Source organism: Microbacterium sp. Root61, assembly GCF_001427525.1.
In the GTDB taxonomy this organism is placed as follows: domain Bacteria; phylum Actinomycetota; class Actinomycetes; order Actinomycetales; family Microbacteriaceae; genus Microbacterium.
In genome coordinates this window covers 3428775-3446228 of sequence record NZ_LMGU01000001.1, presented here as the reverse complement: position 1 = coordinate 3446228, position 17454 = coordinate 3428775, and the positions used below count along the sequence as shown (strand labels likewise).

14 protein-coding genes are annotated in these 17454 nt (G+C 69.5%); 3 read left to right on the top strand and 11 right to left on the bottom strand.

Annotated features, from left to right (window positions below):
* Positions 1-32: 32 nt before the first annotated feature.
* The gene (locus ASD65_RS16040) at positions 33-389 is read left to right on the top strand and encodes a helix-turn-helix domain-containing protein (RefSeq protein ID WP_056224198.1); all 357 of its coding nucleotides are present in this window, start codon (positions 33-35) and stop codon (positions 387-389) included.
* 36 nt (positions 390-425) lie between these two features.
* Here ASD65_RS16040 and ASD65_RS16035 read toward each other — a convergent pair whose 3' ends face one another.
* Positions 426-1028: a ClpP family protease gene (locus ASD65_RS16035; protein ID WP_056224196.1), complete on the bottom strand. Its 603-nt coding sequence runs from the start codon at positions 1026-1028 to the stop codon at positions 426-428.
* Positions 1025-1648 carry a ClpP family protease gene (locus ASD65_RS16030; protein ID WP_056224194.1) on the bottom strand — a complete coding sequence of 208 codons (624 nt, stop codon included), beginning with the start codon at positions 1646-1648 and terminating at the stop codon, positions 1025-1027. The genes ASD65_RS16035 and ASD65_RS16030 overlap by 4 nt, the downstream gene beginning before the upstream one ends.
* A gap of 223 nt (positions 1649-1871) precedes the next feature.
* Between ASD65_RS16030 and ASD65_RS16025 the strand changes: the two genes are divergently transcribed.
* On the top strand, positions 1872-3464 hold the full coding sequence (locus ASD65_RS16025) for an ABC-F family ATP-binding cassette domain-containing protein (RefSeq protein ID WP_056225095.1): 1593 nt from the start codon (positions 1872-1874) through the stop codon (positions 3462-3464).
* 7 nt (positions 3465-3471) lie between these two features.
* On the opposite strand, the gene ASD65_RS16020 is transcribed toward ASD65_RS16025, so the two are convergent.
* The 9 genes from ASD65_RS16020 to ASD65_RS15980 all read right to left on the bottom strand — a co-directional run bounded on the left by ASD65_RS16020 (position 3472) and on the right by ASD65_RS15980 (position 15585).
* Positions 3472-4863, bottom strand: a complete 1392-nt coding sequence (locus ASD65_RS16020; protein WP_056224192.1) for a glycosyltransferase — start codon at positions 4861-4863, stop codon at positions 3472-3474.
* Positions 4860-5303: a nitroreductase/quinone reductase family protein gene (locus ASD65_RS16015; protein WP_200948683.1), complete on the bottom strand. Its 444-nt coding sequence runs from the start codon at positions 5301-5303 to the stop codon at positions 4860-4862. Before ASD65_RS16015 ends, ASD65_RS16020 begins: the two co-directional genes overlap by 4 nt.
* A gap of 90 nt (positions 5304-5393) precedes the next feature.
* On the bottom strand, positions 5394-6977 hold the full coding sequence (guaA, locus tag ASD65_RS16010; protein ID WP_056224187.1) for a glutamine-hydrolyzing GMP synthase: 1584 nt from the start codon (positions 6975-6977) through the stop codon (positions 5394-5396).
* The gene (locus ASD65_RS16005; RefSeq protein ID WP_056224186.1) at positions 6974-7474 is read right to left on the bottom strand and encodes a DUF3817 domain-containing protein; all 501 of its coding nucleotides are present in this window, start codon (positions 7472-7474) and stop codon (positions 6974-6976) included. The genes guaA and ASD65_RS16005 overlap by 4 nt, the downstream gene beginning before the upstream one ends.
* A gap of 77 nt (positions 7475-7551) precedes the next feature.
* Positions 7552-10788, bottom strand: a complete 3237-nt coding sequence (locus ASD65_RS16000) for a metallophosphoesterase (protein ID WP_056224184.1) — start codon at positions 10786-10788, stop codon at positions 7552-7554.
* 1 nt (position 10789) lies between these two features.
* Positions 10790-12685 (bottom strand): fibronectin type III domain-containing protein, encoded by a 1896-nt coding sequence (locus ASD65_RS15995; protein WP_156378902.1) that lies wholly within the window; start codon positions 12683-12685, stop codon positions 10790-10792.
* Positions 12686-12948: 263 nt separating this feature from the next.
* Complete coding sequence (locus ASD65_RS15990) at positions 12949-13791, bottom strand: SURF1 family protein (protein WP_056224180.1); 843 nt, start codon at positions 13789-13791, stop codon at positions 12949-12951.
* Entirely contained in the window at positions 13788-14906 is a 1119-nt protein-coding gene (locus ASD65_RS15985) for a GuaB3 family IMP dehydrogenase-related protein (RefSeq protein ID WP_056224177.1), read from the bottom strand. Before ASD65_RS15985 ends, ASD65_RS15990 begins: the two co-directional genes overlap by 4 nt.
* A gap of 46 nt (positions 14907-14952) precedes the next feature.
* Entirely contained in the window at positions 14953-15585 is a 633-nt protein-coding gene (locus ASD65_RS15980; protein WP_162248517.1) for a TetR/AcrR family transcriptional regulator, read from the bottom strand.
* A gap of 81 nt (positions 15586-15666) precedes the next feature.
* Between ASD65_RS15980 and ASD65_RS15975 the strand changes: the two genes are divergently transcribed.
* The gene (locus tag ASD65_RS15975) at positions 15667-17130 is read left to right on the top strand and encodes a DHA2 family efflux MFS transporter permease subunit (protein ID WP_056224174.1); all 1464 of its coding nucleotides are present in this window, start codon (positions 15667-15669) and stop codon (positions 17128-17130) included.
* The last annotated feature ends 324 nt before the right edge of the window (positions 17131-17454 follow it).

Below are 17454 nucleotides of genomic sequence, written 5' to 3'. Positions count from 1 at the left end.
GATGCCGCGACATCACGGCCTTATCGTGAAGCATGGCCGAGATCATCCCGCTTCCCGCTCGCTCCGACCGGACCCGGGTGCGACCCTCTTCGCGCGGTCCCGAGCCACTGTGGAGAGACCTGCTGGGGGATCAGCTCCGCCGCCGCCGCCACGATCGCGGCGAGACCCTCACCGAGACGGCCGAGCGCGCCGGCGTCTCGCCTCAGTACTTGTCGGAAATCGAACGAGGACTGAAAGAGCCGTCGAGTGAAATGATCGCCGCTGTCGCCGGCGCACTTGAGGCGACGCTCATCGAGCTCGCGTCCGGTGTCGCCGAAGAGCTGCGCTCCGCCGCCGCGATCCCCGCGCGTACCGCGACGAACCGCGCAAGCCTGGCCCTCGCCGCCTGACCGCGCTCAGCGCGTCTCCCCCGCCCTCGGCCCGACTCACCCGCGCGCGGCTTCACGCACATCCAGGACCGAGTCGATGAGGCCGTACTCGCGGGCGGCCGTCGCGGTGAAGACCCGGTCACGATCGGTGTCGGCGCGGAGGCGTGCAGCATCCTGACCCGTATGCCGCGTGAGGATCTCTTCGATGTCAGACCGCACGCGCACCACCTCGTCGGCGGCAAGGATCAGGTCGGGAATCGCGCCGCGAGTCTGCGCCGCGGGCTGATGCAGCACGATCCGGGCATGAGGCAACGCAGCGCGGGCACCGTCTGCCCCGGCTGTCAGCAACACGGCGCCGACCCCGATCGCCTGCCCGACACACGTCGTCGCGACCCGCGGCCTGATGAAACGCATCGTGTCGTAGATCGCGAGCGCGGCACTCGGATCGCCGCCGTCGCAGTTGATGTACAGCTGCACATCACGATCGGGGTTGTCGGATTCCAGATGCAGCAGCTGGGCGATGAGCGCATTCGCGACCCCCGCATCGATGCCCGTGCCGAGGTAGACGACGCGCTCTGACAGCAGCTGCGAGTAGACGTCCATGACCCGCTCGCCCCGCGGATGCTGCGCGATGACATTGGGAATCGTGTACGAGCTCATGCCGCCACCTCCCCGACGCCCAATCCGAATCGCGCACGACGCGGCGGACGGACCTCGTCGAAGTGCGCCACGACTCCGTCGATGAAGCCGTAGTCGATCGCTTCACGAGCGGTGTACCAGCGGTCGTGCAGTGAATCCTCGAAGACGCGATCGACAGGCTGCCCGGTGTCATCCGCGATCAACCCCATGACGGTGTCGCGCAGATGGCGCAGATCGTCGGCCTGCGCCTCGATCTCGACGGCCGAGCCGCCGATGCCCGCCGACCCCTGGTGCATCAGCACGCGCGCGTGCGGCAGTGCGCGCCGTTTGCCCTTCGTGCCCGCCGACAGCAGGAACTGCCCGGCGCTGTAGGCGATGCCCAGAACGAGGGTCGAGACGTCGTTGGGGATCAGGCGCATCACGTCGCGGATCGCGAGCATCGCCGGCACGGAACCACCCGGCGAATGGATCCATAGCGCGATGTCGGATGCCTCGTCCTCTGCCGCCAGTGCGAGCAGCTGCGTTGCGAGCAGCGTGCCGTTGTCATCATTGAGCGGCCCGTCGAGCACGAGCACCCGCTGGTGGAAGAGTTCCTTGCGCGCGGTGGCGCCGAACATCGGCGCCTGGGCTTCTTGTGTCATGTCTTCAGCGTGCCGTGGCGCCCGCCGGTCGGCGCGCGGATCTGCCTTCGGCGGATCCGCCCTGAGCAGGGCTGAGCGCCCGCGCGGCGCGTGACCCGCCAGGCGGGCGGCTTCACATGCACGCCCGGTTAGGCTGGAAGCGGCCGCGCGGCCCGCCCGTCGATCGGCTCAGGTGGGCGAGAGCCGGCGCGATGCGCGCCCCTCACCCGAACTGGAGAACTCCGTGAGCTTGATCCGCGTGAACGACGTCACGATGGAGTTCGAGGGACGCCCCGTGGTGCGCGAGGCCTTCCTCAAGCTCCGCCAGGGCGACCGCATCGGTCTCATCGGCAAGAACGGCACAGGCAAGTCCACGCTGCTCGAGCTGATCCTGCAGCGGCAGGAGCCGACATCCGGCACCGTCGAGGTCACCCTCGGCACGACGATCGGCTACTTCTCGCAGTTCTCCGAGCTCGACGGCGAGCAGAGCATCTCCGAGATCCTCGCCGCGCACTTCGCCGACGTGCACCAGACCCAGGCCCGCCTCGACGAGATCGGCCTCCTGTTCGCCGAGCCGATGGACGACAAGGCGATGACGCGCCTGCTCGCCGAACAGGGCGACCTGCTCGAGCGGATGGACCGGCTCGGCGCGTGGACGTACGAGAACACCATCGACACCGTCCTCACCCGCCTCGGCTTCGACGACGACCGACGCGCTCTCCCGGTCGGGCGGCTGTCCGGCGGCTGGCGCAACCGTGCAGCGCTCGCGCAGCTCCTGATCCAGCAGCCCGACGTCCTGCTGCTGGACGAGCCGACCAACTTCCTCGACCTCGACGGCGTCAAGTGGATCGAGGGCTGGCTGCAGAACTTCACCGGCGCCGTGCTCGTCGTCTCGCACGACCGGCAGTTCCTCGACGGCGTCGTCAGCCGCATCGTCGAGATCGAGAACTACCGCCTGCAGGACTACGAGGGCAACTACTCCGACTACGTGCAGGCCAAGCAGTCGCGCCTGAAGATGCTCGAGCGTCAGTTCGCGCACGAAGAGGAGCTGCTCGCCTACGAGCAGGCCGCGAGCACCGCCCGCCGCGAGGCCGCGCGCAACCCGTCGAACGCCGTCGCCCGCCGCCTCGCCGACATCAAGAAGAAGCAGGCGCCGCGCCCGATCGACCAGATCATCACCGGCATCTACGAAGGGCTTCGCGTGAGCAACGACCTCCTCACCGTCGAGGGTCTGGGCAAGGGGTTCGGCGGCGCACCACTGTTCGAGAACCTGACCTTCAGCCTGCACCGCGGCGACCGGGTCGCCGTGCTCGGCTCCAACGGCTCGGGCAAGTCCACGCTGCTGGACATCCTCACCGGTGACACCGACGCGGATGCCGGGATCGTGCGCTGGGCGAAGGGCGTGCGGTTCATCTCGTACAACCAGGTCTACGCCGAGCTGGACCTGAACGACACCGTCGGCCACGCCGTCAACGCCTACCCCGACTCGCTCGCGTTCACCGCCACGAAGAAGAGCGTGGGCCGATTCCTCGCGATGCTGCAGTTCAGCGAGGACGACCTCCGCCAGCGCATCGGCACCCTCTCCGGAGGTCAGCGCGCCCGCGTCGCCATCGCCCAGTGCCTGCTGTCGGGCGCCGGCGTGATCATCCTCGATGAGCCGACCAACCACCTCGACATCACCAGCACCCAGGTCATGGAGCGCGCGCTCACGCACTTCCCCGGCGCGGTCGTCGTGGTCAGCCACGACCGGTTCTTCGTCGACAAGCTCGCCGACCGGCTGCTCGTGTTCGACGGCACCACGACGGTCCGCGAGACCGCGGCCACCGGCGCGCTGTAGCCCGGATTCAGCGCCGGGTGGGCCGGGCGAGCGCGTCGCTCACCGCGGCGGCCAAGGCATCCATCACCCGCACGGGATCGAGTCGCTGCGCCGACGCGGATGCCGCGACCGCGAGTCGCTCGTGCTCCTCCGGGTCGCTCAGCACGCGGACGAGCGCCGCGGTCAGGGCCGCCTCGTCTCCGTCGGGCACGAGCACTCCCCCGCCGCCGGCCAGGGCTTCTCGGGGACCGTATCGCACGTCGTAAGACACCACCGGGCAGCCGTGCGCGAGCGCTTCGGCGATGGACAGCCCCTGTCCCTCGTACGCGGAGGTGGACAGGAAGACGGATGCCTCATCCAGCACCGCGCCGGGCTGATGCGTCGCTCCGGGCAGCGTCACGTGCTCGGCGAGTCCGCTGTCGTCGATGAGCTCCTGCAGCGCGGGGCGCAGGGCTCCCTCGCCGTAGATGTCGAGGGTGGCCTCGGGCACGGCCTCGACTACGCCGGCGAAGGCGCGGATCGCCTGGTCGATGCGCTTGCCGGGGGCGAGCCGGTTGAGCATCACGACGCGGCCCCTCGCGCGACGGCGCGCCGGCACGACGGATGCCGGGGCGGTGACCGCCTGCGGCACCACGACGTGCACGTCCGAGCCGCCGAAGCGCTGCCGCACGTCGTCGCGCTGCGCGGCGGTCGGCCACAGCACGGCGTCGAACCGGTCTGCGACGGAGAACCAGCGGTCCCACAGCGCGTTGACCGGGGCATCCGGCGTGTACGGCGCCTCGAGGTGGATCGTGTGGATGGCGTGCACGAGCCGCGCATGCGCGTCGTCCCAGCCGACGAACAGCTCTCCGAGCTGGCGTGACTCGCACAGCACCACGACCTGCCGGGTGGGCTGCCCGTTGCGCAGACCCGCGACGACGTGGTCCAGCCAGGCGCGGTAGAGCGCGCCGAAGCCGTCCAGGATGCCGATGCTCGAGCCGTCTGCCGCGTGCACGACCACGGGCGCCATGCTGATGTGCCAGTCGGGGTCGTTCGCGATCACCGGCAGCGAAACGAACGGCCGCCCCGCGGCATCCGCGATCTCCCGGTACTGCAGCGCCGGATCCGGTTCGCCCGGGCTCGCCGCAGCACGCAGCCAGGCGGCCGCCCCGCCATGCGGGTCGGCCGCCTCGTCGAACAGGTTGCGCATGCGGGTCGGGTCCACGACGAGCTCGCGCTCGGCGAAGACGGCGCGGTGCTGCGCGTGGTCGGCGGCCGAGCCGGGATCGACGGTGAGCAGCAGGGGGCCGCGCCCGTCCGCGACGCCGGCCGCGGCCATCTGTCGCGCGCGTGCGAGCGTGGCGAAGGTATAGCCGCCGTCCAGATCCGGGATGAGGCGGCTGGAGAGGATGACGTACTCGGCGTCGGGGAACGCGGTCATGTCGTGATGATCCGGAACACCGGGAAGTCCGGGGCGATCTCGCGCAGCCGCTCGTCGGGCGAGTCCTTGTCGACGTTCTCGAAGAACCGGCCGACCTCCCACGCCCAGGCCTTCAGGTAGGCGCGCAGGATCGGGGGCTTTTGGCCGTCGGCGACCTCTTCGACGCGGAACTCCTCGACCCGCCGCCCGCTGGCGAGCCTTCCAGCGCCGGACACCCGGATGTTGCGCACCCATTGCGTGTGCCCGCGCGGCGAGACGAGGTACCGCTCGCCGCCGATCCGGATCGGATTGACCGGCGTGGAGCGCCATTCACCGCTCGTTCGTCCCTGCACCGACAGCACCCGGCTGCCCGCGAGCGGGAGGCCGAGCTTCGTGAACCATCCGACGGCGCCGTTGAACACGGCATCCATCCCGGTCGGTTTGACGTATCGCGCTGTCACGCTTCCATCCTGCCCGACCGCGCTCGGCCATGGAACGACAGACCGGTGAACGACGAAGGCCTCGGACAATCGTCCGAGGCCTTCCTCAACTCACTCCCACTCGATGGTCCCCGGCGGCTTGGACGTGACATCCAGCACGACGCGGTTCACATCGCGGACCTCGTTGGTGATGCGGTTGGAGATGCGGGCCAGCACGTCGTAAGGCAGACGGGTCCAGTCCGCGGTCATCGCGTCTTCGCTCGAAACAGGGCGGAGCACGATCGGGTGACCGTAGGTGCGGCCGTCGCCCTGCACGCCGACCGAGCGGACATCGGCCAGCAGCACGACCGGGCACTGCCAGATCTCGTTGTCGAGGCCGGCCTTGGTCAGCTCTTCGCGGGCGATCGCGTCGGCGTCACGCAGAATCTCGAGACGGTCAGCGGTGATCTCACCGACGATCCGGATGCCGAGGCCGGGCCCCGGAAACGGCTGCCGGCCGACGATGACTTCGGGCAGACCGAGCTCGCGACCGATCGCGCGGACCTCATCCTTGAACAGGGTGCGCAGTGGCTCGACGAGGTCGAACTGCAGGTCTTCGGGGAGGCCGCCGACGTTGTGGTGCGACTTGATGTTCGCGGTGCCGGTGCCGCCACCGGACTCGACGACGTCGGGGTACAGCGTGCCCTGCACGAGGAAGCGGATCGGCTCACCGTCGGCCGCAGCCTCGGCCACGAGCGCCTTCTCGGCCGCCTCGAACGAGCGGATGAATTCGCGCCCGATGATCTTGCGCTTCTGCTCGGGGTCGCTGACACCGGCCAAGGCCGTGAGGAACTGCTCGCGGGCGTCGACCGTGACCAGGCGCACACCGGTCGAGGCGACGTAGTCCTGCTCGACCTGCTCGCGCTCGTTCTTGCGCAGCAGTCCGTGGTCGACGAAGATGCAGACCAGCTGGTCGCCGACCGCCTTGTGCACGATCGCCGCGGCGACCGCGGAGTCCACGCCGCCGGACAGACCGCAGATGACGCGACCGGTGCCGACCTGGGCCCGGATCTTCGCGACCTGCTCGGCGATGACGTTGCCCGAGTTCCAGTCGGCGGGCAGGCCCGCGGCCTTGTGCAGGAAGTTCTCGATGACGCGCTGGCCGTGGTCGGAGTGCTTGACCTCGGGGTGCCACTGCACCCCGTAGAAGCGGCGCTCGTCGTTGCCGAACGCGGCGACGGGGGTGGCGCTCGTGGAGGCGAGGACGGTGAAGCCCTCAGGCGCCTTGGCGACCTGGTCGCCGTGGCTCATCCACACGTTCTGCTCGTCGGGCTGGCCGCCCAGCAGCACGCCGCCGTCGCCGGTGAGCGCGGCATCCGTCGCGCCGTACTCGCGCAGGCCGGTGTTGGCGACCTCGCCGCCAAGCTGCTGCGCCATGACCTGGAAGCCGTAGCAGATGCCCAGGGTCGGGACGCCGAGACCGAGCACACCGGGGTCGAGCGCGGGCGCGCCCGGCTCGTACACCGAGGACGGACCACCGGAGAGGATGATGCCGACCGGGTTCTTCGCCGCGATCTCGGCGGCGGTGGCCGTGTGCGGCACGATCTCGCTGTACACGCCCGCTTCGCGGACGCGGCGGGCGATCAGCTGTGCGTACTGGGCGCCGAAGTCGACGACGAGGACGGGGCGCTGCGCTGTTTCGGGCGTATCTGTCACCGGGAGGTCTCCGTCGGGATCGCGTCGGTCGGGGTGGAAGTATCAGCGATGGCAGCCAGTTCGGATGCCTCGCGGTCGGCGAGGTAGCGCTTCACATCACGCGCGACCACCGCCTCCATGAAGAAGGAGAGGAGCGGGACGATGCCACCGGCCGCGAGCATCAGGAACCGCCAGAACGGCCAGCGCATCATGCTCCAGATGCGGAAGCACGCGAACAGGTACACGACGTAGAACCAGCCGTGGATGACCAGGATCGCCAGCGACAGGTTGACGCCGTCCCCGGTGGAGACAAGGCCGTCGGCGCCCTCGACGACCGGAGCGAACCAGAGGAAGCCGCCGGAGCCGCCCAGGAAGAGCTCGAGCCGGAGCGGCGTGTACTTGAGGATCATCTCGGCGCACAGCAGCAGAAGCCCGACGCCGGTGATGACCGAGCAGATCTGGTAGAACTTCAGCGCGCCGCGGATCGCCGGAAAAGTGGCGAGCTTGGGTGCGGGCATGCGTCCAGTCTACCCGCGGGTTTTCGCGGCAAACCCCACCCGCGGAGCCCGAAGGCCCTGCGGGTGGGGTGCGCGCGTCACTCGGTGGGGAGCTGGACTTTGATCAGTGCCGTCGGGTACCGATCGCGGGCCGAGACGTACAGCAGGTGCCGCTGCGGGTCGAGCGAGACGCCGTAGACCTTGTCGCCGTAGCGGTACTCCTCGAGACGCTCGATCAGGGTGAGATCGGATGCCGCGAACAGGGAGACTCCCGACTTGTCGAAGTCCGACGTCTGGTGCCCGACCACGACCACCCCGGCCTCGCCGTCCACCGCGATGGAGCGGAAGTCCGCGTTCGCGAGCTCCAGCCGCTTCACGAGGGCGTAGTCGCTGCCCTGGTAGACGCGCACGCCCTCGGTCGATCCGGCCGCATCGCTGTTGCTGATGTAGACGAGATCGTTCGCCGAGTCGTACGCGACACCGTGCGTGCGCCAGGGCGTCGAGTCCGCCGGACCGGCCACCGTCTGCACCAGCTCGCCCGTCGTGGCATCGGCCACGTCGAACCCGCCGCCGCGGACGGCCCCGAACACCCGACCGCCCTCCGCGTCGATGTCGAGCCCGCGGACGCCGCCGCTGAAGGCGTAGGGCCCGCGCACGAGTGCACCGGTCCCGGCATCCATCACCAGCCAGTTGTTGCCGTAGCCCACATAGAGGTGGTCGTTCGCCGCGTCGTAGGCGATGTCGCGGATCCCGTCCTGAACCGGATCGGCGGTCGGCACCGAGAGGACCTTGACGACCTTGTCGGTCGCCGGGTCCACCTCGTGGATGCGCGCAGGCCGCATCTCGTCTCCGACGAACAGGTGGCCGTTCGCCGGATCGACGGCGGTGCCGACGGGCCGGATCTCCGGCTCGAGCGCCGTCTCGGCCGACGGGATCGCGGTGAGAGGCGACGCGACGTAGTCGTGCGGCACTTCGCCCGGCTCACCCGGACCCTCGCCCGGCTCACCCGGACCCTCACCCGGCTCCTCGCCGTCTCCGAGCCTGGTGCTGATGGTGACCGCGGCCGCCGTCAGCTCCTGCCCCGGAGGGTTCAGCCGGAAGTCGCGGTTGGCGACGAAGACGCGCTGCGCCTCCTCGTCGACCGCGATGCCGTAGCCGTCCTTGCCGAACTGCGGCCCCACCATGTCGTTGTACATCTTGCCTGTGGCGAGGTCATGGATCGAGAACCCACCGCTCGTGGCCGATGTGCCGGTATAGCCGATGTAGACCAGCCCGCGCTCGCTGTCGATGTCGAGCTGGCGAGCGCCCGGACGGACCGCGCGCTCCCAGACCTTGGCGAAGCCGGCCTTCGGATCGAACGCCTGGATGCCGATGGCACCCTCCACCGTGAAGAACTTGGTGGTGACGATCATCCCCGTGGCCGGGTCGGCCGCGACGTAGTACGCGTCGGCGGTGCCGTTGATGACACCGAGCGACTCGCCGGTCGACGCGCGGAACACCTCGACGCCACGTGCCGGGACGGCGACGTAGACGTAGTCGTTCACGGGGTCGACATCCAGTGACCGGTTGGACTCGATGATCGGGTACGAGCCGCGCACGACCTGCCCGAACGTGTCGTCCGCGATGGAGACCACGACCCAGTTGCGGTTCTGCTGGCCGACGTAGAGCAACTCGCGCTCTTCATCGATGCCCAGGTCGCGGATGTTCTCCGGCAGGGTCATGCTCCGCAGCACCGTGTCGTTGTCGGGGTCCATCTCGAAGATCGTGCGGCTGTTCTGGTCACCCAGATAGAGCACGTCGCGCGCCTCGTGGTAGGCCACGCCGGCCGGGAGTGACGCGTTGCTGCGGTTCACCGAGGCGAGGTCCTTCGTCGGCTCATACGTGTACGCGGGGTCGGGCACCTCTTCGCCGGGATCGATCGGATCGGGGTCCGGGTTCGGCGTGCAGCCGAGGCAGGGCGACGGCGTGCCCGGGTCGATCTCCTGCGGCTCGACACCGTCGACGACGAGCTTCTGCCCGCCGCTCTTGGTGATCGTGAACCCGTCGAGGAACGCGCCATCCGCGGTCCGCGACTCGAAGCGCAGCGTGCCGGAGGCGACGTCGACGACCTGATAGGTCTGCATGCCCGTCACGAGCCGGCGCAGGTGCGCGCCGTTCTCGTTCCAGTGGCGCGGACCGGCGTCGTAGAACTTCGAGCCCACGCTGGAGGTGACGTACACCGGACCCGTGTGGCTGAGCTCGGGGTCGGCGCCCGCGGGCAGGTTCTCCTCGTTCGAGGACAGGTTGCCGCGACCGTAGGCGTGGTCGTGCCCGGTCAGGACGAGGTCGACGTTGTGCTCCTCGAGGATGGGTCCCCACGACTGACGGATGCCGAGGTTGTTGCGGCCCTCGTCGAGCGAGAAGACGGGGTGGTGGAAGTACACCACCGTCCACTCCTGCGGGTTGTCGGTGAGTACGCCGTCGAGCCACTCGGCCTGCACGCGCAGGCCCTCGGTGTCCACGACGTTGCTGTTGAGCGAGATGAAGCGCACGCCCTGGTGGTCGGTGTAGTAGACCGTGCCGTCGAGCTCGTCGTACACGCCGCCCTCGCCCTGCGGACCGGAGTCGGGGTAGCGGAACTGCCCCTGCCACTGGTCGGACAGGACTCCCTCGTACTCGTGGTTGCCCGGGGTCGTCAGGATGTTCTGCGTGCCCAGCGTGTAGGAGAACGCGTCGTACAGCTCGCCCCACTGCTGGTCGGAGTTCGCGTCGTTGACGAGATCGCCGATCTGCAGCACGAGGTCGGCGTTCGGCCGATCCCGGAAGGCATTGCGGATGACGCGCGAGGCGTCGCTGAGAATGCCGTTCTGGATGTCGCCGAGGTAGACGAACGAGAAGCGGTCGTTGCCCGCGGCCGCGGTCTCGAAGTCCTGCCACTCGCTGAAGTTGGTGCCGTCGCCGACCCGGTACATGTAGGCGACATCGGGCTGGAGGCCCGTGAGGGTCGCCGTGTGCACCGCCTGCGTGTACCCCAGGTCGGTCGTCTGTTCGGCACGCTCCTGCGCGATCGTGCGCAGCACTCCGCCCGGGTAGGGCTCGGCGGTCAGGGTGCGGTACTCGACGACTGCCTCGGTGACGACCGTCGAGCTGCGCCACGACACGACCTGCTGCGTGGTCGGGTCGGTGCCGGGAGTGAGCGTGATGCGGTCGGGCAGCCGCGTGGGCGCATAGCGCTCCGCGGCCGGGACGGATGCGGCCTGTGCGGGAGCCGCCGTGGCGACCACTCCCCCGGAGACCAGGACGCCGAGGGCGACACCCGCCGCCACCAGGCGTCGGGGTGTGCGATGACGCGACATGTCAGGATGCCTTTCGATTGCGCAGGAACGTGCGGGTGAGCAGGATGCCGCCGCCCGCCGCGAGAGTCGCACCGATGGCCATGAGGCCGATCGGCAGGTCGGATCCGGTGGCCGGCAGCGTTCCGCTGCTCGGCGCCCGGGTGATGATGAGGCCCGCACTCGCGCTGAGCTCGGACTCGAGGCCGGTCACGACGAGCGTGTGCTCGCCGGGCTCGACATCGTGCGGGATGGTGACGGTGGCCGCGATCGCGCCCGTGTCGGATGCGGTGACCAGAGCCAGCGTCACGGGCGTGGAATGCAGCACGATCGACACGCGCTCGTCCGGGAGGAATCCGGCGCCCGTGAGCGTCAGCGACCCGCCGGCACTCACGGTGCTGTCACCCAGTGAGAGCGAGGGCTTGTCCTCGCCCGGCTCACCGGTGCCCGGCTCCCCCGTTCCCGGCTCACCGGTGCCCGGCTCACCCGGGCCCGTACCCGGCTTGGTCGGCGGCGCGACGCCGTCGCGGCTGGAACCGGGGCCACCGGCCCACAGCACGTCATCCGTCACGAGCTTGTTGCCCGCGTCATCCTTCGTGATGGTGAACGCGTCGTACTTCGCCCCGTCCACGGTGCGCGCCTCCACGTGCATACGGCCGTCCTCGGTCACATCGACCGTCTGGAAGAGCTGGATGTCGCGGCCGACGACCCGCAGGTTCGCGTCGTTGTCGGTCCAGTTGTTCGCCCCGGCGGGATCCGGCACGTACATCTTCGGGCCGGCGACGCTCACGAGGTACGCCGGGCCGGTGTGGCTGGTGGCCGGGTCGGCGCCTTCGGGGAGGTTCTGCTCGTTGGCCTTCAGGTTGCCGCGACCGTAGGCGTGGTCGTGGCCCTGGACGACCAGGTCGACGTCGTGCTCCTCGAAGATCGGGAGCCAGGCGTCGCGCAGCGCGGCGTTGTCGCGGCCGCTGGTGACGGAGAAGATCGGGTGGTGGAACGAGACGACGCTCCACTGGTTCGGGTTCTCCTCGAGCACCGCGTCCAGCCACTCGGTCTGCGCCGCGCGAGAGGCCGCGCCCATCGCCTGACTGCTGTCGAGGCTGATGAACCGCACACCCTGGTAGTCGACGTAGTAGACCGTCTCGTTGAGCGTCGCCTGACCGGCCGGACCGTTCAGCGGGTACTCGAACTGGGCCTGCCAGTGCTGCGAGAGGTCCGGGCCCGGGTAGTACTCGTGGTTACCCGTGGAGGCGACGACGTTGAGGTACTGGTTGGAGAATGCGGCGGCTTCGTGCCACTCGCCCCATTCGGCGTCGCTCGTGGCGGTGTCGATGAGGTCTCCCGCGTGCACGACCAGGCGCGCGTAGGGTCGGGACTCGAACGCGGCACGGAACGATCGCGACGTGTACGCCTTGTTGTCGTTCTGCGCGTCGCCCTGCACGAGGAAGCTGAACCCACCGGACGACTCCTCCGCGGTGGTGAACTCGAGCCACTCGCTCCAGGTCTCACCGTCACCGACCCGGTAGACGTAGGTCGTACCCGGCTGCAGGCCTTCGATGGTCGCCGTGTGGTGCGCGACGCGGTAGCCGAGGCTGACATCGAAGGCGACGTCGGATGCCGCCGCCACCGTCTGCGCTCCGCTGATCACGCTCGGGCCGGAGGGGGCCCACTGCGCCTGCGGTGCGGTGACGGCGTCGGAGGTGCGCCACGTCACCGACTGGCTGATCGCCGGCGACACGGTGGGTGTGAGGATCACGCGATCCGGGACCGCGGTGGGGCGGTGGACGGTGGCCGGGTCGATGGCGGGAGGGGCGAGGCCGCCACCAGCGGCGACGGCGACACCTCCACCCATGGTGCTCAATCCGATGGCCACGGCGAGGGCTCCAGCCGTGATCAGTGCGGGACGGGCGATTCGGGGCACGCGGAGAATACCTCTCGGGAGGGCCGGCGTCGGGAGACCGGCTCACGATGCGCACAAGGCGCAGCCGCACCTCGGAGTGCGGCCACTTCCGAGTGTGGCCAGCCGTCGATCACGCACCCGGCCGTTTCGGGAGTCGTTCCCCGAACGTTCACGCTGCGTCACCGCGCGGCGGAATTCGACCAGGGACGGCCCTCTGGAGGTCGCCGTCCAGCAACGCGCGATTCAGGTTCCGTTCATCACCATCGGAGACCGGATGCGGACATTCAGGAGACGGGTGGTGCTCCGGATGCCGCGGCCGCGGCATCCTCCATCTCTTCGACTTCGCGCTCCCAGGCGTCCTTCGCGAGGCGATACCAGAGGTAGAACGCGAAGCCCGCGAACACGGCCCATTCGATCGCGTAGAAGATGTTCAGCCAGTTGACCGTCGAGCCCTCGGGCGGCGCCGGCGAGGCGATGTCGTCGAGCGGGCCGATCGCGACCTCGGACGCGAGGTACGGGCGGTAGACGTCCAGGCCTTCGATGTCGTGCCAGTGGCTGAGCAGCGCGGGCGGCGACATGCGCGACATCGACTGCGGATCGGCGTCGCGCCGTGGCACTACCGGCCCCTCGTCGGAGATCAGGCGCCCGGTGACGGCGATCGGGGCGGTGGACACGGCTTCGGCGTTGAGCTCGGCGACCGCGGCCTCCGCGGCCTCCTGGGTCGGCGCCCAGCCGATCGCGACGGCCAGCGACGTCGGCGTCTCGGTCTCGGCGATGCGCAGCTGCCCGGTCACCCAGTAGCCCTCGACATCGTCGTTGAAGCGCGATCCGACGACCAGGAAGTCGTCCGGGATCCACATGCCGGTCGCGGTCACACGCTGCCCGACGTACGGCTCCGGGAGGTAGTCGCCCGGCTCGACGACATCCGCGATCGGCAGCACCTCTTCGGTCGCTCCCGGCGGCTGGGGGTTGACGTTGATCGAGCGGCCGAGCTGCCACTGCCCGAGCCAGGCGAAGACGCCGGCCACGACGAGGCACAGCGCGAGCATCGCGAGCCAGCGCGGCCGCAGCAGCACCTCCCGCAGGGTCGGCGGGAAGGCCTCAAGCTCGGGCTGTGCGGAAGTCATCCCGCGGTGTAGGGCGCGACGACGACCTCGACGCGCTGGAACTCCTTGAGGTCGGAGTATCCGGTGGTGGCCATCGACTTCTTGAGCGCGCCGATGAGGTTCGCCGTGCCGTCGGCGACAGCCGCGGGCCCGTACAGGACGGACTCGAGGTTGGTCACCTGGTCGACGCGCACGCGGCGGCCGCGCGGAAGCTTGGAGTGGTGCGCCTCGGGTCCCCAGTGGTAGCCGTGACCCGGGGCATCCGTGGCACGAGCCAGCGCGACGCCGAGCATGACCGCGTCCGCGCCCATGGCGAGCGCCTTCACGATGTCGCCCGAAGTGCCCACGCCGCCGTCGGCGATGACGTGGACGTAGCGTCCGCCCGACTCGTCGAGGTAGTCGCGGCGAGCGCCGGCGACGTCGGCGACGGCGGTGGCCATCGGGGCGTGCAGCCCGAGGGTGGCGCGCGTCGTGGACGCCGCTCCCCCACCGAACCCGACCAGCACACCGGCCGCGCCTGTGCGCATCAGGTGCAGGGCGGCCGTGTAGGTCGCGGCACCGCCCACGATGACGGGGACGTCGAGGTCGTAGATGAACTTCTTGAGGTTCAGGGGCTGGTCGACGCTGGAGACGTGCTCGGCCGACACGGTGGTGCCGCGGATGACGAACAGGTCGACACCGGCCGCGACGACAGTCTCGTACAGCTCCTGCGTGCGCTGCGGCGTGAGGGATCCGGCGACGGTGACACCCGCGGCGCGAATCTCGGCGAGGCGGTCGCGGACGAGCTCCGGCTTGATCGGCTCGGAGTACATCTCCTGCATCCGCTGCGTCGATGCGGCCTCATCGAGCGTGGCGATCTCCGCGAGCAGCGGCTCGGGGTCGTCGTACCGCGTCCACAGCCCCTCGAGGTCGAGGACGCCGAGTCCGCCGAGCTGGCCCAGCATGATCGCCGTGCGCGGACTCACCACCGAATCCATCGGTGCACCCAGCACCGGGATCGCGAACTGGAACGCATCGATCGTCCAGGCCGTGGAGACATCCTCGGGATTGCGCGTGCGCCGCGAGGGCACGACCGCGATGTCGTCGAACGTGTATGCGCGGCGAGCGCGCTTGGCGCGGCCGAGTTCGATCTCCATGCTCACCTCTCCAGCCTACCCGGGTGCGTTCGGACCACGGATCCCGCTACCACGGCTCGTCTCCGCGGGGGATGATCTCGAGCACGCTCGCGATCTCGGTCGGGAAGCACGCGAGGAACAGTTCGGTGATCGCGGGCTCCTTGCCGTAGTCGTCCACGAGGCGCAGTCCGATCATGGTGCTGATCAGCATGCCCTCGGCCATGAACTCCCGCGCGTAGTCGGGCGAGAAGCCGGCCTCCTCGCGGAAGAAGTGCCAGATGCGGGCGAAGCCGGCACGTGCGGCGGGACCGATCGTGGGGTGGCTGCCGAGCAGGTACGCGTGCGCGAGCGACTGGTGCAGCCCACGGACGTCGAGCAGATCGACGTACGCCTTCCCGATGCGCTTCTCGGGTGGAAGCTCGATGCCGTCGACGACGAGGGTGGAGTCGAGAGCGGCACGGAATGCCTCGACGAGTCGCTCGAGCGCGTCCTCGAGCGTCGCGAGGAACAGGCTCTCCTTCGAGCCGAACAGGCGCACCACGTACGGCTGACTCACGCCCGCCGCCTTGGCGACCTCATCCGTGGTGGTTCCGACGTAGCCGCGCGCGCCGAAGACGGCCATCGCTGCTTCGATGATCTGCTCGCGCCGCTCGTCGGAACTCAGACGTTTGGTGGGCACTTTCGGCTGCGTCACACTCACACTTGACATGTTATCAGTCGATTACTACATTGAACGGATTGGAGTAATCATTCGATTACAACCAGCACGAAAGAAGCTCCCATGACTGATTCCACGCTCGCGGCCGACGGCCGCAAGACGCGTCCGTTCGGGCTCGTGGTGGCCGCGGCATCCGTCCCGATGTTCATGGCCACGCTGGACAACCTCGTGATGACGAACGCGCTTCCGGTGCTGCACACCGAGCTCGGCGCCAGCGTCGAAGAGCTGCAGTGGTTCGTCAACGCCTATACGCTCGCCTTCGCCAGCGCGATTCTGATCGCCTCCGCGCTCGGCGACCGCTTCGGTCGCCGCACCGTATTCCTCATCGGCATCGGGATCTTCGCCGCGGGGTCGGTCGCCGCCGCCCTCAGCACCGATCCGACGCAGCTCATCGTGGCCCGCGCCATCCAGGGGTTCGGCGGCGCCGGGGTACTGCCGCTCTCGCTCGCGCTCCTGGCGGGTGGGGTCTCCCCCGCCCGGCGGCCGCTCGCGATCGGCATCTGGGGCGGTATCTCCGGGCTCGGCGTCGCCGTCGGACCGCTCGTCGGCGGCGCGGTGATGGAGGGCTGGAGCTGGCAGGCGATCTTCTGGATCAACGTCCCGGTCGCGCTGATCGCGATTCCGCTCGTCCTGTTCGCCCTGCGCAACGACTTCGGCGCACGTCAGCGCATCGACATCCTGGGCGTGGTCCTGGTCGGCGTCGGCGTGCTCGCCCTCGTGCACGGCATCGTGCGCGGCAACGACGACGGCTGGACCTCGTTCAGCGTCATGGGTGAGCTGGCGGTCGGCACCGTGCTGATCGTCGCGTTCCTGCTGTGGCAGACCCGCGCCCGGGCGCCGATCGTGCCGCTGCGACTGTTCCGCGACCGCTCGTTCTCGGTCACGAACATCGTCGGCTTCGCCTTCAGCTTCGGCACGTTCGGTGCGGTGTTCATCCTGATCCAGTACATGCAGGTCGTGCAGGGCGCGACACCGCTCGAAGCGGCAGTGCAGACCACACCGTGGACGCTGGCCCCGATGATCGTGGCGCCGCTCGCCGGCATCTTCTCGTCACGCATCGGGACCCGGGCGCTCATGGTGACGGGGCTCGGACTGCAGGGCGCGGCGCTGACGTGGCTGGCGCTGATCCTGTCGACCGACGTGCCGTACATCGACTTGGTCGTGCCGTTCATCATGGCCGGGGTGGGCATGGGTCTGGTGTTCGCACCGTCGGCCACCGCACTGCTCGCAACGCTCGGCGTGCTCGACCACGCGAAGGCATCGGGCGTGAACTCGACCGTGCGCGAGATCGGCATCGCGCTGGGCACGGCCGTGATGACCGCGATCTTCGTCAGTGCCGGCGGCGAGCTGCGGCCCGACCTGTATGTCGACGCCGCGCGCCCCGCCGTCATGGTCGGTGCAGCCGTGCTGTTCGCGGGGATGATCGCCGGGTTCTGGCTCCCCGCCGGGCGTGGCGAGGTCCACGAACCGGATGCCGCAACCGAGGCGCCGGTGGAGCTTCCCGCCGAGCCTGCACCGGTCGCCTGATCCGCCCCTCCCTGCGGGCCGGCCGGTCGGCTTGCGCCGGCGGCCCGACCGCCCTTCCCCGTCGGAGATAACCACAACCTCGGACCGACACGCCGCACCCGCGTCCGACACAGTGGCGATCCCCGACGCAGCGGCGGGGTGGGTGCACAGACACAGCCGACCGGGAGAGCTCGCTCTCCCCTCGCGATTCCTCCGCTCACCCCTCGGATGCTGGCCGTCTCGCGCGCTCCCCTGCGACTCCGGACGGAGATAACCACAACCTCGGACCGACACACCGCACCCGCGTCCGACACAGTGGCGATCTCCGACACAGCGGCGGAGCAT

What these genes read in the sequence shown, in the direction of transcription:
- ASD65_RS16030 (WP_056224194.1), bottom strand. Translation starts at nt 1,648, where the DNA reads ATGACACAAGAAGCCCAGGCGCCGATGTTCGGCGCCACCGCGCGCAAG.
- ASD65_RS16040 (WP_056224198.1), top strand. Translation starts at nt 33, where the DNA reads ATGGCCGAGATCATCCCGCTTCCCGCTCGCTCCGACCGGACCCGGGTG.
- ASD65_RS16005 (WP_056224186.1), bottom strand. Translation starts at nt 7,474, where the DNA reads ATGCCCGCACCCAAGCTCGCCACTTTTCCGGCGATCCGCGGCGCGCTG.
- ASD65_RS16020 (WP_056224192.1), bottom strand. Translation starts at nt 4,863, where the DNA reads ATGACCGCGTTCCCCGACGCCGAGTACGTCATCCTCTCCAGCCGCCTC.
- ASD65_RS15975 (WP_056224174.1), top strand. Translation starts at nt 15,667, where the DNA reads ATGACTGATTCCACGCTCGCGGCCGACGGCCGCAAGACGCGTCCGTTC.
- ASD65_RS16000 (WP_056224184.1), bottom strand. Translation starts at nt 10,788, where the DNA reads ATGTCGCGTCATCGCACACCCCGACGCCTGGTGGCGGCGGGTGTCGCC.
- ASD65_RS16035 (WP_056224196.1), bottom strand. Translation starts at nt 1,028, where the DNA reads ATGAGCTCGTACACGATTCCCAATGTCATCGCGCAGCATCCGCGGGGC.
- ASD65_RS15985 (WP_056224177.1), bottom strand. Translation starts at nt 14,906, where the DNA reads ATGGAGATCGAACTCGGCCGCGCCAAGCGCGCTCGCCGCGCATACACG.
- ASD65_RS15990 (WP_056224180.1), bottom strand. Translation starts at nt 13,791, where the DNA reads ATGACTTCCGCACAGCCCGAGCTTGAGGCCTTCCCGCCGACCCTGCGG.